Source organism: Pseudomonas sp. AC136, from assembly GCF_979258585.1.
In genome coordinates this window covers 3,209,848-3,227,049 of the sequence record NZ_OZ409865.1, presented here as the reverse complement: position 1 = coordinate 3,227,049, position 17,202 = coordinate 3,209,848, and the positions used below count along the sequence as shown (strand labels likewise).

At 64.6% G+C, this 17,202-nt stretch carries 1 protein-coding gene (only partly in view); it reads left to right on the top strand.

Translation table 11 applies throughout. The annotated features are described in order from the left end of the window. The first annotated feature begins 16 nt into the window (after nucleotides 1–16). Nucleotides 17–17,202, top strand: partial view of an Ig-like domain-containing protein gene (locus ACZZZU_RS14260; protein WP_463550976.1) — the beginning only. It continues 25,534 nt past the right edge of the window; the window shows 17,186 of its 42,720 coding nt (coding positions 1–17,186); its start codon is at nucleotides 17–19; its stop codon lies off the right edge, out of view.

Sequence of the window (17,202 nt, the reverse complement as noted above, 5' to 3'; positions counted from 1 at the left end):
CTACGGGTTTCGCCGATTGCTTGTCGCGCTTTTTGCGCTGGCAACGCCGGACGCGTTTGCCTCGGTAGAAGTCGATATTCGTAGCGCCACCGCCCTCGGTTCGTCGGGTAGCGCCAGCGACTATGTGCTGGCCGTTACCGATTGTCGGCAGCTCGCCGAAGTCTCCATTGTCGCCACCTCCCAACGCCTGTTGCCGATCGACGCGGCTCGCGAAAGCGATGCCCCGAACAGCTGCGCCTTCACCTTCCGCATCGACAGCGCCAGCGCACTGCAACCGGCCGTTAAGCTCAAGTTCGCCGACGGCACCACGCAGGATTACAGCGAAAGCTTCCAGCAAGAGCGCGTAGCGCCGAGCCTGGAGCTGACGCAATTGGCCATTGAATCCAGCGGCGACGATCAATTTCTGGTCGCCAGTTTCGATGCCGCCGACGACATCGACCTCAGTTACGTCAGCTTCACCCTCACGGGCCTGCGCGCCTCCGATTTGCGCGCGGCGGGCGGCGTGGTCAGCCGTGCGGAGGCCACCGCGTTTCTGCGTATGCCCCAGGGCGCACGGGTGTTCCCACGCACGGACGGACAGAGCTCCTACACGCTGCGTCAACGCCTCGACCAGCGGTTGTCGGCCGATGAAGTGGCGCGCAACGCCCTGGTGATGGTGCAGGCCGTGGCGGTGGATGCCTCCGGCAACCAAAACAGTTATTCCGACATCCGCTTTATCGGCGACAACGTCGACGAAGCCGCCCGCTCCATCGCCGTACACCCTGACCGTTTGCTGTTCAGCGATGCCCTGCAATCGGCGCGCTTGGTGCCGGAAGTGGACTTCGAATTCCGCGGCGTCACGCCACTGGCCGGGCTCGGTAGCGGCATCAGTTACCGCTCCGGCGACCCGGACAAAGTCTGGGTCAGCGCTGAGGGGGTTGTGTATCCCCTGCAAGAAACCGCCGGCCAGGCGGTTTCTGTTTATGTGAGCTACCCGGGGCTGGCTGAGATCAGCTTGCCGGTGATCGTCGACTTCAGCCGCCAGCTCACCGCCCTGCGCTACCAAGGCCAAGCCGCCGGTCAGCCGCTGGTGCTGCCGCGTTTGAACGGTTTCCAAAGCCTGCCGGCGCTGATTGCCGTGTTTGACGACGGCAGTGAAGCACCGCTGGCAGACAGCCTGGCCGTTGAGCTGAAATTGCCCACCGGCAGCGAAGGCGTGCTGGAGCGCAACGAACAAAGCCAGCTGCTGGCGCGTGCGCAAATCCCGACCACCAGCCCGCTGACCTTGCATGCCAATCTGCAGCGCTACCCGCTAATCGGTGTCGACCTGCCGGTTGCCGCCGAAGACGCCGCGCCAACGGTCGAGCTGCAGCCCGAGGCCACCATCGCCGTGGGCTCGGTGCTGGAGCTCAGCGCTGCCGCCAGCGATGACGTCGGCGTGAAAAGCGTGGAATTCTGGCTCGACGATGCCCTGGTCGGTCGCCGACTTGCGCCGCCGTTTGCCCTCAGCCTGCCGGTTGAGCAGGAACTGGAGGGCCGCACCCTGCGCCTGCGCGCGGTGGCCTTCGACGCCACCGGCAAAAGCACCAGCACGCCTGAACGCCCGGTGAAAGTGGTCGCTAAAAGCAATCCGCAGGTGCCGGCGTTCCTCTTTGAAAACCCGGTCGACGCCCAGCGCGTCATCGAGAACAGTCCGCTGCGCGCCGTAATCGCGGTAAACCTTGGCATTCTGCCGGACGTGGAATACCAGAGCGGCATAAGCCTGGTGGAATACTTCTTCGATGGCCGGAAGGTCGGCGAAACCTCATTCCCGGCGTTCGAGCAGCGGCCGCTGGAAAGCGATCCGAATACCAAGCAGCTGTTCGAAATCTGGCAGGTAACCCTGCAAGTGCCGGAAATTTCCGTGCGTGAAACCAGCCTCGGTTTGTCGGCCCGCGTACACGCTTCCAACGGCGGCGTCACCGATGCGCCGGCGCGCCTGATTCGCGTGCTGGAAAACCAGCGCCCCATCGCCCGCATCACTCAACCGGCGGCCGGGAGCATTGCTACCGTCGGCCAGACCTTGTCGGTCACCGTGGAAGCCAGCGACGACACGCTCGACGGCGGCACCGACATGTTCCTGCTGGTGAACGGCGAGGAGGTCGGCTCCTATCGTCACGTGGTCGACAACTACGACGGCAACGCCTTTGGCCTGCGCAGCACCACCCACACCTTCCAGTTGCCGATCAAGGCCGACTGGCTCGGCCGTACCCTGGAGTTGCGCGCGCAAGCGGTTGACCTGCACCAACAAAGTAACCAGTCCGAGCCGCTGCTGATTCCAGTCAAAGGCGATCAGGCGCCGACAGTCGCCATGAGTTACCCGGTGGAAGGCGCCCATTTGGTTTCCGGCCAGCCGGTGGAATTTCGCGCCAATGCCACCGACGACCTGGGCCTGCGCCAGGTCGATTTCTATGTGAACGACAAGCTGGTCGGCAGCGACCTGCGCGCTCCGTACAGCGTGGTGTACCAGGCGCCGCCGGGTGTTGAGAGCGAAACGCCGCTGGTGCTGCATGTGGTGGCCACCGACTCCGCCAACCAGACCGCGCGCAGCCCGGCGGTGAACGTCACCCTCGGCAAAGACGAAGAAGACCCGGTGCTCAACCTGGCCTCGCCGGCCATCAGCGTCAGCGACGCCGGTCAAGATCTGGCGCCCGTGGTAGAAAACAGCACCTTCGTGCTCAAGCTCACCGGCTACGACAACGTCGGCGTCGAGCGTCTGGAACTGTTCGGCGTGGCCAAGCAGGCGGGCGTCGGTTACTACCTCACCGGCAACCTCAACGACCGCCTCAGCAGCGTTGACGGCGACCTTACCGTGCAGCAGATTCCGGGCGCGCTGAAGGCCTACTCCAGCATCAAAGTGGTCGCCGCGCCGGCATTCAAACACCTTGATGGCGTGCGCTACGACCGCTACCCGATCCGCGCCGTGGCCACTGACGGCACCGGCAACGACAGCGAGCTGCAAGTGCTGATCGGCGTTGGCGACGACAACAAGCCCGAAGTGCGCGCCCTCAGCCCAACCCAAGGCAGCATCTACAGCCAGGACACCCTGAGCGTCGACGTGGTGGCCCGCGACGACCGCGCCGTGCATGCCCTCGAAGCCAGCCTGTGGGCCGAAAACGGCAGCGCGCCGCTGTGGCAAAAACGCGTCGACCAGGCCGGCGGCCTTACGCCCGGCCCGGAAACCGTCAACCGCCTGAGCATCGACCTCAAGCCATTGAACCTCGGCAATCAGCCGCGTCAGCTGCGCCTGAAAGTGGCCGCCGTGGACGACGGCGGCCAGACCGGCGACAGCAAAGAGCTGGCCGTGAATATCCTTGCCGACACCCTCGGCCCGCGCCTGGCCGTGACCTCGCCCATCCAGGGCGCGCCACTGTATGCCGGCAACAAGGTGACGGTGAAACTGCGGGGCGTCGATGACACCAAGCTGGTCAGCCTGCGTGCCCTCAGTGGCAGCACGGTGCTGCACAGCCGCACCCTTACCGCCGAGCAACAAGCCGCCAGCGTTGACGATCAGTTCGAGCTTACCGTGCCGAGCGACGGCGAAGAGTTGGTGATCGAGCTGCAAGGTAAAGACCAGTACAACAACGAAGCGGCACCTACGCTGTGGCGCTTCCCGCTGAGCAAAGATTTGCCCCCGGTCGTCAGCGTGCGAGCGCCGGCGCCGGGTGTGCGGCTGTATGAGGGCGAGGCCTTCACCGCCCAGGTACTGGCCACCGACGACCGCAAAGTCGCCAAGTTGGAATTCTTCCAGCGCCAGGGTGGGCAAACCCAGGTGCTGAAAACCGTGACCGGCGCTGAGCTTGAAAAAGGCGCGGGCGGCTACATCGGCGCGGCCTTGCGCGTGCCGAACAAAGCCGGCGCCGACACGCAGATGGGCGCCCGGGCCACCGACAGCGCTGGGCAGGTGACCGAAGCGTCGTTCGAGCTGGACATCATCGACGACACCGAAGCGCCGACCCTGCAACTGAACAAGCCGGCCGGCGAGTTCAGCCTGCAACCAGGCGCCAGCTTCGAGCTGCAAGGCAGTGCCGGCGACAACCAATACGTCGACGCCATCGACGCGGTGTTTATCGACCCGATCAGCAAAGAAGAACACGCCGTGGCCTGGACCTTGTTCAGCCGCATGGACCGCGTCGAAACCGTCAAAGTGCCCAACCCCGGCACGCTGGGCGCGGTGCTGGTAGGCCAGCGCTTCTACGCCGACTTCGAATCGCGTCTGCGCCTGACCCCGGAGCTCAGCCGCCGCTACGCCGGCAAAGTGCTGCAACTGGTGCTGCGTGCCCGCGACCGTGGCGTAAACGAAACCCGCTCGCCGCCGATCAATGTGAAGGTGCTGGCCGACGAAGCCGGCCCGCTGATCAATATTCAGGAACCCGCCGAGCGCCTGTTCGACCGGCAGGAAACCAGGCTGCAAGTCAGCCTCAAAGACGACACCGCCGTTGCCTCCTATGAAGTGCGTCTGCTCGACGACGAGGGCCGTAACGAAGTGCTGGCCAAGGCCAGTGGCCTGAGCGACACCGACGTCAACGTGCCGGTCGCCGGTCAGCAAACCCTGATCGACATCCAGCGCTACCGCCCGCAAGCCGAACCGATTGCGCTGACGCTGACCGTCACCGCCACCGATCTGCTCGGTAACGCCAGCGTGCAAACCCGCCGTCTGCTGATTCAAGCCGACCAGCCGCCGAAACTGGCGTGGCGTGACAGCTCGCCATCGACCCAACAAGAGCGCGGCCAGCCGCTGCGGGGCAGCCTCAACGTCAGCGACGACGTAGACAAGAATGCCATTCGCCACCTGCTCCTTATCAGCTCCTTGCGTGAGCTCACCGGCAGCCGCGCCGCCAAGGGCCTTACGCTGCGTAACGAGCGCGATGAAAACCTCGCGCAAATTGCCTTTGCCTATCCCGAGGCGGGCAGTTGGCAGGGCGCGCTGCTGTACAACGAGAAGCCGTTTCTTACCATCGCCAATGGCCGCCTTATTGCTCAGGGCGGCGAAGAATCCAACGCGCCGCGCAGCCTGAAAATCGGCACGCAAACGAGCCTGTGGGAAGCCGAAACCTTCTCGCGCAACCTCTGCCAGGTGCGCCCAGCCAGCCGCGAAGTGCAGGCAGTCAATGGCCTGCTCGACCTGAAAGCTCTGGTCACCGACGACACCACTCGCCTGGTGCTGCGCCCACGCGGCGGCGCGCCGACGTTTATTCGTGAGCTGCAATTTATTGCCCAGGAATCGGCCGCCGCCGACGTCGCCATGGCCAGCGGCACGCGCGTTCCGGGCCGTTTTGCCCTAACGCTGTTGCTGCAAGACGGCACCGATGCCGCCGCGCAAACCGCCTTCCTGCAACTGGCACGCAGCGGTTCGCAAAACGATGCCGAGGCGAACTTCGCCGCATTGATGCCGATTCCGGTGGAAGCCCAAGGCACCAGCGTCACCCTATTGGGCCACGCCGCCGACCGCCTCTCCCACGAACGCGGCGAACAAACCCTGAGCGCGTTGCTGCAACAGGCGCTGATTGTCGACGAGCAAGCGCCGACGGCCCGTCTGATCAGTCCGGTGGCCGGCAGCGTGGCCATTCCGATGCAGCAGTTGGATCTCAAGTTGGGCTTCAGCGACGACAGCCTCGCGCTGAAAAGCCTGCGCCTGCTGGAGAACCGCAGCCGCACCGTGCACGACCTGGGCGTCAGCTATGGCCAGACCACCTGGCAAGTGCCGTACAGCGTGCCGAAGAATTTCAGCAGCGGTGAGCTGGAGCTGACCCTGATCGCCGAAGACTTCAGCGGCCGCAGCAGCGAGCACAGCCTGGTTTACCCGCTGCAAGCCAACGAAAAACCGCAGCTGAGCTTCACCGGCTTCAACACCTATTGGGTTAACGGCCACTACGAAAAAGCCCTGACCGACCCGGCGCGCATCAACTACGGCGAGTTCTGGGTACGCATCAACGAGCGCTTCCGCCTCGACACCACCTTGCGCGATGACGCCGGCCTGGCCAGCTACCGAATCCTGCGCCTCAAGCGCGACGGCAGCGTGGCGGCCGTCGTGTATGAGCGTGGCTTCCAGGTCAATTGCCCGGTGGCGCCGCCGCTGAGTGCCGACGACAAAACCGAAGTGCTGTTCGACCAGACCGAACCTACCGAATACCGCCTGGAGTTGACCGACACCTACGGCAACCTCAGCGAACGTACCTTCCTCGTTCACCCGCTGACCAACGTTGTGCCCGAAGTGCGCATTACAGCACCGGCCGAAGACCAGGAAATTGTCGCCGGCACCTTCCGCATTCGCGTTGGCTTGGTGGCCGCCGATGACCGTCTGCTCACCGACTCGCGCCTGAAAGTGTTCGCCAATGGCGTGCCGCTGCCCGTGCTGTCTACCGCCAGCAACGTCGCCGCCGGTGGTGAGTTGGTGGTCGATGCCGCCTTTGCCGCCATTCACGACAGCCTGCAAGCCAACTACGACGCCAGCATTGCCGATGACTACGGCCGCCGTAACAGCCCGTACGCAGTGCAACGCACCTTTGTGTTGGAAGTGCCGCAAGGGCTCATCCGCCACAACGAAACGCTGAAGCTCACCGCGCAGATCGAAGATTCGGACGGCGCCGTTGGCCTGTTTGACCGGCAGATCAAAGTGATGGCCGACGCCATCAAACCCGAAGCGTTAATCAAGCGCCCAACCGTCGGTTTTGGCGCCCCGGAAGACAGCGATTTCACCGTTGCCTTCCAGGCCTACGATAACGTCAAGGTCAACCGCCTGACCCTTTCGCGCTCCTACGGCGTATTGAAAAACGACGGCACCTATTTGAAGCTGCCGTTCACCTTGGTGCGCAGCGTTGACGGCATTCCGGCCGATGACTACGAGCCGGTCACCACGCTGAATATCGACACCCCCGAATACAACCAGCTGCTGCACGTAGAACGCCTGTTCACGATTTTGCAGGGCTTCGGTTTGTCCACCGCCGACGTCAAGCGGGTGGATGTGCTGGTGCGCGTCGAGGCCTTCGACGTCGCCAACAGCCAGGCGTGGGAAATCGGTTATCCGGTGCGCCCGGATGAGCGTCCGACCCTAGATGTGGCCGAGCCAGTGCCGGGCGCCAAAGTGGTGGAAGGCAACCCGCTATACGTCAACGTAAAAGCCTTCGATGACGTGGGCATTGAATACGTGAATCTGGTTGCCACCTATGGCAGCGGCCAAACTCCGTATATCCAGCGCCTGCGCACCTCGCCCTACAACTTCATGGTGCCGGTGCCGGCGTTCGACACCGCCGATCCGGCTGCCAACCGCATTCACCTGAGCATCGAAGCGGTCGACACCTATGGCGTGGCCCATAACGACCTCGACGCGCACCGCGCCGAAGAAAGCCTGGACGTGGAAATCATCCGCGACCAGTTGCCGAGCGTGGCCATCGGTACGCCGAAAGACAACAGCGAAACCACCGAAGGCCAGTTGCTGCTGGTGGAAGTCAACGCCGTCGATGACGTGGGCGTTGACCGCGTGGTGCTCAACCTCGGCGGCTACAAAGGCGGCGACCGCAGCCTCACCGACATGGTGTTCCCGTACGAATTCTTGGTTGAAGTGCCCTACGGCCAGGCCGGCACCGATCTCAACCTGACCGCCAGCACCATTGAGCGTCGCGCCGATGGCAAAGGCCGCAGCGTGTCGACGCCGCAGCCGGTGAGAGTGCGCGTGGTCAAAGACGACAAAGCGCCGCAACTGACGGTGAAACTGCCGCTGGCCACCGGCGCCAGCGTCGCCGAAAAACGCAACCTGCCGTATCAGCTGGAAGTGACCGACAACGTGCGCGTCGGCTCCATCAGCCTGGGCCTGTATGCCGACCGCAATGCCGACGGCCAATTTGCCGACAGCGAGCGCGTGGTCGACCGCCTGCTGCTCAGCGCGCCGTATATGGGCAGCCTGCCGCTGGGCAGCATCGCCGATTACCTGGGCCGCACCGACAACCTGCCGGAAAGCCTGCCGCTGCAGTTGCGCATCACCGCCCGCGACCCGAGCGGCAACGAAGCCAAGGAAACCATCGGCGTTAACTTGCTGCGCAACCAGGCGCCGGAAGTGAACGCGATCAAGCTGCTGGACGCACGCGGCTTTGCCATGGGCGAGGTCGCCGAGCTGACTGAAGGCCGTGGCATTGTCGTGCAGGTGCAAGCCAGCGACGCCGAAGTGGGCGTAGACGCCGCCGCCCTGTATTACGCCATCGGCCCAGTAGGCGCCGAGCCGAAGTACCAGGCGCTGGGCGAAGATTCTGCCGCGCCGTACCAGTTCCAGTTCAAGGTGCCGACCGGGCGCGTCGACCAGGTGCTGCGCCTGCGCGCCAAAGCCCGCGACCTCGACGGCTATGAGTCGAGCTTTGTCGACCTGCCCGGTAGCATCAAAATCAAAGCCGACAAGGCGCCGACCGCACGCATCGTCAAACCGGACAACGACAACGCCGTGGTCATCGACGGTGATGACGTCGAAGTGTTCGTCGAAGCCTTTGACGACCTCGGTCCTGAAGGCATCGACCACGTCACCTTCTATATCAACGGTGTACCGGTCACCAGCACCGAGCAGAGCTACGGCCAGCAGGTTGGCAGCCACGCCCAGGACCACGTGTACCGCGCACTGATCGCAGCGCCAGCCGGGGTTAACGGCTTCACCGTGCAGGCCATCGCCTATGACGTGCTCGGCCAGGCTGGCGAGTCGCAAGTGGTGCGCGTCGGCAAGCTTGAAGACACCGTGGTGCCGCGTCTGGCCGTGCTCACGCCTATCAATAAAGACGTGCTGACCATGGGCGAGAGCCTGCGCGCGGTGGTGTCGGTCGAAGACATGGGCGGCGCCATTTCCGACGTCAACATGCTCTGGACCCGCGAGTACCAGACCGAAGCCGGCGAATGGAAAGTGGCCGATCAGTACCCGCTGAAACTGTTCCGCGACGACAACCGTGGCGCGGGCGATACCACGCCGGTCAGCGACCCGGACAAGCACTACTTCATCTACTGGGCCGACTTCAGCCAGGGCGACGTGTTGCGCCGCACGGGCCTGCGTAACGAGCGTCTGCACGTACTGACCAAAGTGGTAACGCCCAACCACACCGTTACCCAGGACACCTATCACGAGATGGGCTGGCCGCTCAGCGAGCGCCGTTACGTGGCGCCGCAAGCGGGCGCGCAGGCGGCCGCCAAAGGGGTGCATTACAGCGCCGTGGACCAATACCGCGCGCTGGACCGCGCCGGCGCCATGATCGCCGCGTGGTCCACCGTCGACCCGCTGCGCATCGAGCAAGGCCTTGGCCTGCTGAGCAAAACCCAGGCGCTGGCCGGCAATGCCCCGGCGCGCACCGGTATCTTTATTCTCGATGCGGTAGACGAAGCGCAGAGCAACGGCTCCGGTGATTTCTTCGCCTATTCGCCGCTGCTCAACGGCGCGGCGGAAATCTTCAGCGGCAGCATTGGTGAGTTGGTCAGCGATGAAAACATTGTGCTGGCTGGCAAGTCCGGCATGGCCGGCGGCAGTTGCCGGGATGGCGGCGACGCCTGCGAATTCGTCGATCAACTGACCAGCGAAATCAAGAAAGACTGGCACGGCGGCGACACCCCGAGCGAAGGCACCGGCGCCCTGTATCTTGATAACAATGCCGGCGAACTGTTGCTGTTCGGCCAGAAGAATGGCGACGGCCAATTTGGTCTGCCGTACTTGTTGCTCGGTCGCGTCGACATGCCCTATCCGGACGTGTACGGCCTGACCCGCAGCGGCAACCTGGCGCTGGTGGCCAACGGCAACGGCGGCGTGCAGGTGATCGACGTCACCAACATGACCGCGCCGTATCACGTGGGTTACATCAAACCGAACGGCTTCGCCCGCGACGTCAAAGTGCGCGGCCATTACGCCTATATCGCCGCCTCGGAAGAGGGCGTGGTGGTCGCGGACCTGAGCACGCCGGCCATGCCGATCGTGGCCAAGGTCGACACCTTGGGCATTGCCAACCGCCTCAATCTGGTCGGCAATCAGCTTTACGTCACCGACATGGCCGGCAGCGGCGACAGCGCGCGCCTGAGCCGTATCGACATCAGCGAGCCGGACCAGCCGCGCGTGGCGCAGGTGGTGGAAATCGCCCCGCACCGCCCGGACCAGGCCGCCGATGGCCTTTACGATGTGCATGTGTCCGGCAACCTGGCGTACGTCACCCAACTGCTCTCCGACCAGGAAGACAAACCGTCGCAAAGCCTGGTGCAGATTCTCGACCTCGCCCGCGTCGGCCAAAACGGCCTGGACGCCAGCGTGCCGGTGATGGTGCAGCGCAACGCCACGGTGGATAATTTCGCCGTCCGTGGCGTGACCCTGGCCCGTGGCGCTATTCAGGTGGCGGCCGGCAAAGGCGGTATCGGCCGCATCGACCTGCCGGCCTTGACCGTGCTGCAACACAGCCCGCAAGTGGGCGAAACCGATATCAGCACCCAGCTGCCGCAAATTCTCATTGAGTTGTCGGCCGTGCTGCCGGGCGACACCGTGCTCGGCGACTACGTGCAAGTGCTCGAAGGCGATGCGCAGATTGGCCGTGACGTGACCGCCCAGTTTGATTTGTCGTTCGCGCCGCGCGGCACCGACACCACCAAACGCCGTATTCAGCTGGTGCGCAAAGACGGCCAGAACCTGTTGCCGCGTCAGCGTTATTACGTGCGCCTCAAGCAAGGCCTGAAACCAGTGACCGGCCAGGCGTTGGCCTCCGATTACGTATTTAGCTTCAGCACCGCGTCGGCCGATGCGCTGTACCCCGACATCACCAGCATTTGCACCCGCGAAAGCGCCGAGCGCCATGGCTGCGTGAACGTCGGCGATGTGCGCGGCGGCACCCAAGTGGTGGTGCGTGGCACGAATTTCGGCGAGCAACCGCGCCTGTCGGTGGGTGGCGAGCCGCTGGTGGTGGAAAGCCGCGTCGCCGATGCGGACACCGGCATCGTCACCCTGTACGCCAAAACCGTGCCCAACTATCCGGGCCCAGCCTCTGTCACCGTGACCACCGACGCCGGCTTGAGCGACACCGTACTTGGCGGTTTCGTGTTCGTCGATGAGCTGAGCATTTCCCACCTCACGCCGGCCGTTGTGCGTGTGGCGCAGTCCGGCAAAAACGACCGCGTCGAACTGGTGGGTAAAGGCTTCCACGCCGGCATGACGCTCACCGCCTACAAGAGCGGCGAGCCGGGTACGGCAAAAACCTTCAAGGTCGGTTCCGACGACTTGCGCCTTTATAGCGCCGAGCGCATGAGCTTGCTGGCGCCGGATCTGCGTGACGAAACAGGCGGCGGCTATCGCGGCTTTATCGACATCGAGCTGGCCGATGATCTCGGCCGCCGCTACGTGCAACGCAACGCCTTGTTCTACGGTCGCCTGCAACTGGACAGAAGCGTCGAAGCCGAGCCGCCAATGACCATGGCGGAAATCGACAGGCGCCTCGCCACCCTCGCCAACGGCGGCCTCACCGACTATGTGCCCGACCCGCTAAAACTGCCGCCGGGCAACATCGTCGACCTGGCCGCCGACAGCGACCTGCACATGCTGTATGTGCTCGGCCGTGGCGAACTGAAAGGGCCATCGCCCAGCGCGCTGCTGAACCTCGAACAGCTGGAACACTATTACGCGCCGGGCTGGATCAGCCTGGTTAAATACGACCCGGCGAAAGTCGCCGAGGCCGCGCCGCGTCATGGCCTGGGTTACTACAACCTGCCGCAGGACCTGCAGCCGAGCGCCATGGCCCTGGCCGACAAGCACCTGTACGTCGCCGCTCGCGGTTACACCTTCCCGTACCTGGACACTGAATACGAAAGCCGCAGCGTGCTGCTGGTGTTCGACCGTGAAATTCGCGACCCGGATGTGCTCACCGAACAGCCGCCAGGCAAAGACCGTGGCGTGCTTTACAGCCTGCCGTTGCCGACCAATACCGTGGCCGAAAAAGTGGTGGCGCATCAGGGCTTGCTCGCCATCAACGCCGGCACCGAAGGCGTGGTGATTGTCAGCGTCGCCGATCCGCTGCGCCCCAGCGTGGTCCGTCGCCTGACCAGCGCCACGGTCGATGGCCGCAGCCAGAGCTTGAACAACGTCACCGACATCAGCGTTATCGGCGACACCCTGCACGTGGTCAACGGTGCCAGCCGCGTGCTGTTTGACCTGAGCAAACCGTCGTTGCCGCAGCTGGGCGACAACCGCGTTGCCGGCTTTAGCGGCCTGACCGCCGACGGCAGTCAATTCGTCACCGGCAATGGCTTGAGCCTGTACGACGCCAGCCGTCCGGCCTTCATTCGCGAGAAAGGTCGCTATCTGTCTGGCGGTTTCAGCGTACCGGGCGAAAGCCGTGGCATTCGCGCTCACGCCAGCGCCGCGCTGAACCTGACCCAGGCTGCCAGCGACCGCAGCGATTGCATAAAAGGCGAAATCGGCTACCTCGGTTTCTATGACTTCAGCCGCGCCGACAACATCAACCTGCTCGACGCCCTCAGCCTGCCGTTCTGCATCAAGCCGCCGGGCTCTGGTCTGCTGCTCAAGCCGTACCGCAGCAACCCGATGGTGCTCACCGATCAGGGCATCGCCGCGTTCACCATTTACACCGATGACGAAACCCGCTCGCACCTGAACCTGGTGGACTTGCTGACCTTGGAACTGGTGAGCTCGACGCCGGCCGACCAGACCGACGGCGTGCCGCTGGACAGCCCGCTGACGCTGCGGTTTACCCGTCCGCTGACCGCCCTGGACGACGCTCAGCTGCGCCAGTTCCTGGTGCTGCAACACGACGCACAAAACAACCAGCCGGCCAGCGAACTGCCGTTCAGCCTGCAGCGCAGCAGCGACGGCCGCACGCTCACCGTGCAGCCAGCGCAGGCCCTGCAAGCCAACCACAGTTATCACCTGGTACTTAAAGGTGACCTGGCCAGCCGCCGCAGCCGTGGCCTGCTGGAACACAGCATTCAGTTCCGCGCCGGTAACGGCAGCGGTGCGCAGGTGGCGATCATCAGCACCGCACCCGGCATGCTCGATGTTGGCGGCGGTGACCTGGACGTGGTGCTGCGTGGCGCCAGCGGTCAGGTGCAATTCAGCGTGTCCGGCCAGGCCGCCACGGGCGCGCTGAGCGAAACCTTGCCCAACGGCACCGCCCGTTATCGCGTACAGGCACCGGCCAGTCTGCCGGGCGCCGCCAGCTTGCAAGTGGTCAGCGGCAACGGCAGCAAGGCCTCGAAAGTCGGCGCCGTGCAGTTCGTTGAACCGTTGCTGCTGCGCAGCCTGACCCCGGCGCTGGGCTCGCTCAACGGCGGCACCCGCGTGCAGATCAAAGGCCAGGGTTTCCGCAGTGAAACCGGCGCCATGACCGTGCACTTCGGCGATATTCCGGCCACCCAGTACAAAGTGCTGGATGCCGAAACCCTGGAAGTGGTGGCCCCGGCCGGCCCGATTGGCACCGTCGACGTACGCGTGCAGTTGAACAACGGCCAGCAGGGCACGTTGACCCAGGCCTTCACCTACCAGCAGCCGCCGCAGTCGCAGATTCGCGACAAAGGCCGCGTCTACGACATGGCGCTCGACCCGTCCGGCAGCCTGTTGTTCTCGGCCCAGGGCGACAACGGCGTGCTGGTGTACGACCTCAACGCCGGCAACTACACCGCCGACCCGACAAAGCCGCTGAACCCGGACGACCTGCTGCGCCTGATCGACCGCAATGGCGACAAGTCGGACGACCGCATCGTCTCGCGCATCAGCTTGCCGGCTGGCTTTATCGCGGTCGGCGTAGAGCCGTTCTTCGAGAAGGGCAGCGACCGCGTTTATGTCACGGCCGTGCGCCTGGGCAGCACCGGCACGCCAGATGCCGCGCGCCTGTTCACCGTGGCCTTTGATGAACTCGACCCGGCGAAAACCACCCTCATCGGCAGCCTGGAATTGCCCGGTACCGAAGTGCGCGGCCTGCGCGTTCGCAACGCCCGCGTACTGCTGGCCATGGGCGCTGAAGGCCTGGGCATTGTTGACTCGTTCCTGCCGAACAAAACCTACCTGGTGCAGAGCCTGCCGGCAGCACCCGCCTTGCCGATGCTCGATGTGGCCACGCAAAACGCCGATGCCGGCGCGGCCGGTCTGGTGGTCGCCGTGGGTGGCAGCTTCGACTACCGCAGCAACCGTCTGCTGAGCAAAGAAGCCATCGGCAGCGGCGGCTTCCAGGTGTACCGCCAGAACGCCAGCCAGGGCCTGCAACGCCTCGGCGCGCTGGACTTGCCGGGTACCCGCGTGTCACTGCAAGGCCGCTACGCATACGTGGCCGCCGGTGCCAGCGGCGTGGCGGTGGTCGATCTGCTCGACCCGAGCGCGCCGACTGTGGTGGCGCGTATCAACGACATCGGCTACGTCTACGACCTCGACTTCGACGGCAACACCCTCTACGTGGCACGCGGCGATAAAGGCGTGCTAATGGTCGACGTGACCAATCCGCTCAAGCCAGTGGCCGGCCGCAGCATGGCTGCAAGCGGCAGCGTGGAAAGTGTGGTGGCCGGCGATTACTCCGCCCATTCCGGCGGCGTCGATGCCCAGGGCAGCGTGCTGCAAGTGGTGCCGGACGTGCTGCTGAAACTGATCGGCGTAGACCCGGCCAACAGCATTCTCGACCGTCAGGTAGACGGCAGCGTGCAAGTGATCGCCCGCTTCAACAAAGCCATTGATCTGCACCCGGCCAACAACGCCCTGCTGCAACTGCTCGACGGCCAGGGCCAGGCGTTGCCGGTGAGCGTGACCATCAGCAACAACGACGCCAAGCTGCTGCTGGCACAAAGCACCGCCGACCGCCTGCCAGCCGGCGAGCGCCTGACCCTGGTGGCCAAAGCGGGTATCGCCTCGGTGAAACCGGTCAGCGCCACCGACACCGTGGTGCTGCAACGTCTGGCCCAGGAACAGCGCGTGGCGTTGACCTTCCGTGGTGCGCGCAACGATGCCTTGTCGATTGAAGCGGTAACGCCGCGCCGCGTGGCGCGCGACACCGTCAGCCTGATTACCGTGAGCGCCCTTGGCTTGCCGGCCAACCTTGCCCAGGTTCGCCTGTATGCCGGCGACCGCGCACTGAGCATCGAAAGCGTGACGCGCGATAACGCCAGCGCGCCGGCCATTCTCAAAGTCAGCGTGCCGGCCCTGCCGAGCGCCGGCCAGTACAACCTGACCCTGCAAGTACAGCGCGACGGCCTGTGGCAACAAGCGGTGCTCGAAGGCGCCTTGCTGGTGGACGCGCCGATTCGCTTCGACGCCCTGGTGCCGTTGTGGGGCCCTGTGTCTGGCGACACCACGGTGACCCTCAGCGGCGATGGTTTCGAGCCGGGCAATACGGTCATGGACGGCCTGAAAGTGCGCTTCGGCGGGCTGCCGGTCGGCCGCATCGAAGTACTCGCCAGCAACCGCATGCGCGTGACTTCGCCGCGTGGCGCGCCGGGCAAGGTCGATGTGCTGGGCGAAGACCGTTACGGCAACCAGGCCAGCCTCAGCGGCATTCGCGGCTTCGGTTACGGCTTGCGCAAACAATCGGAATTGCACCCCTCGCTGATTTTCCCGAGCGATGTATGGATCGATCAGCAAACCGGCGTGGCCATCACTAACGGCGGCTATATGGTCAACGGTTACGGCAGGCAGAACCTGGCGGCCGGTGGCTGGTTGCCGGAGCTGTACCGCGCCGCCTCGTTCTCGGTGCAGGACGCTAGCAAGCCGGTGCTGGTCGGCGGCTCGCCGTCACTGCCAAGCGACGCCACGCGCCTGAGCCTGAAATCGCAAGCCATGGCGATCGCCAAGCGCCTTGACGGCCTCAACGCCACCGAGCCGACCGAAGAAGAGCAAGAGATTCTCGACCGTCAGGCCGCGCAGGATTTCAAAGTCGGCTTCGACTCGCTGCGCGTCAGCCCGACCCTGGAATGGGAACAGAACACCTGGCGCAAACGCCTGTACGTGGCCAGCGGCCTCGGCGGCGTGGCGCGCCTGAACCTGGATGAGCAGAACGGCCTGCAAACCATCCACGAAGAAAACCTCGACACGCCAATCAGCCGCCTGGTCAAACAAGGCCCGGGCTTGTTTGCGGCCTCGTCGGGCGTAACGGTCGATCCACCCGATGCGCAAACCTGCGCCTTCAACATTGGCGTTGGCGCGGCCGGTGAAGTGTTCGGCCTGAACTACCAGAACGGCGAAGACCCGGTCCGCGTAGCCGGCCCGGCTGGCTTGGCCGGCGGCGCCTTACTGCAATTGAACGATGGCTGGCTGTTCAGCGGCGGTCTGGTGCAAGGCGCGGCGTGGATCAATTGCCCGGGCTGGACCGAATCGCTCGGCGTGCCGGTAGACGGCAAAGCTGGCGAGATCAAAGCGTTGAACCTGTTCGACCCGGCACAAACGCGCAGCTACAGCTTTGTTGCCAACCCGCAAGACATCGTCGCCTACGGCCGTTACCTGATCGCCGCCGTCGGTAGTCGTGGCGTTGAAATCATCAACCGCGACGAGCCTGAAGAGCGCGTGCTGCTTAGTCTCGACCAGACCCTGCAAGCCAGCGCCGGCCGTGGTGTGCGCCTGCGTCTGGCGGGCAGCCTGTTGTTTGTGTCCGCCGACAGCGGCGTGGTGGTGGTGGACCTCAGCGAGCCGCTGCAACCGCGTGTGGTGTCCGCCGGTAACCAGGAGCGCATCGAAGCGCTGGATCTGTTCAATAACCGTCTGGTGGCCGGCTCCGGCACAGGCGGCCTGACCTTGCTGGAATTGCCGGGTGCGCTGGTGCTGGACGCCAGCGTCAAGCAGGGCGGCGTGATGCCGGCGGGCGAGCAGGCGCTGCAACTGACCTTCAACGAACCGGTGACGCTGGAATCGCTGCGCGCCGCCGGCAGCATCCGCCTGCTGGACTTGAAAAACGGCGCGGCGGCGCTGACCACACCGACCGTGGAAGCGCTGAACGGCGACGGCCAGTCCGCCAGCCGCATTACGCTGCGCTTTACCCCAACACCAGGCGCGCAATTGCGGGTTCGCGTTGAACAGGCACGCAACCTGCGCGGTGCCGGATTGTGGGCGCCGTACCAAGTGGACTTCACCGTAGCGCCAAGCGGTGCCAGCCAACCGGCAGTCAAATACCTGGAAAACGCCAGCTTCCATCGCGGCGCGCAAGACCGCGTGGTGATTCACGGCAGCGGCTTCTCCAGCGGCGTGAAAGGCTTTATCAACCA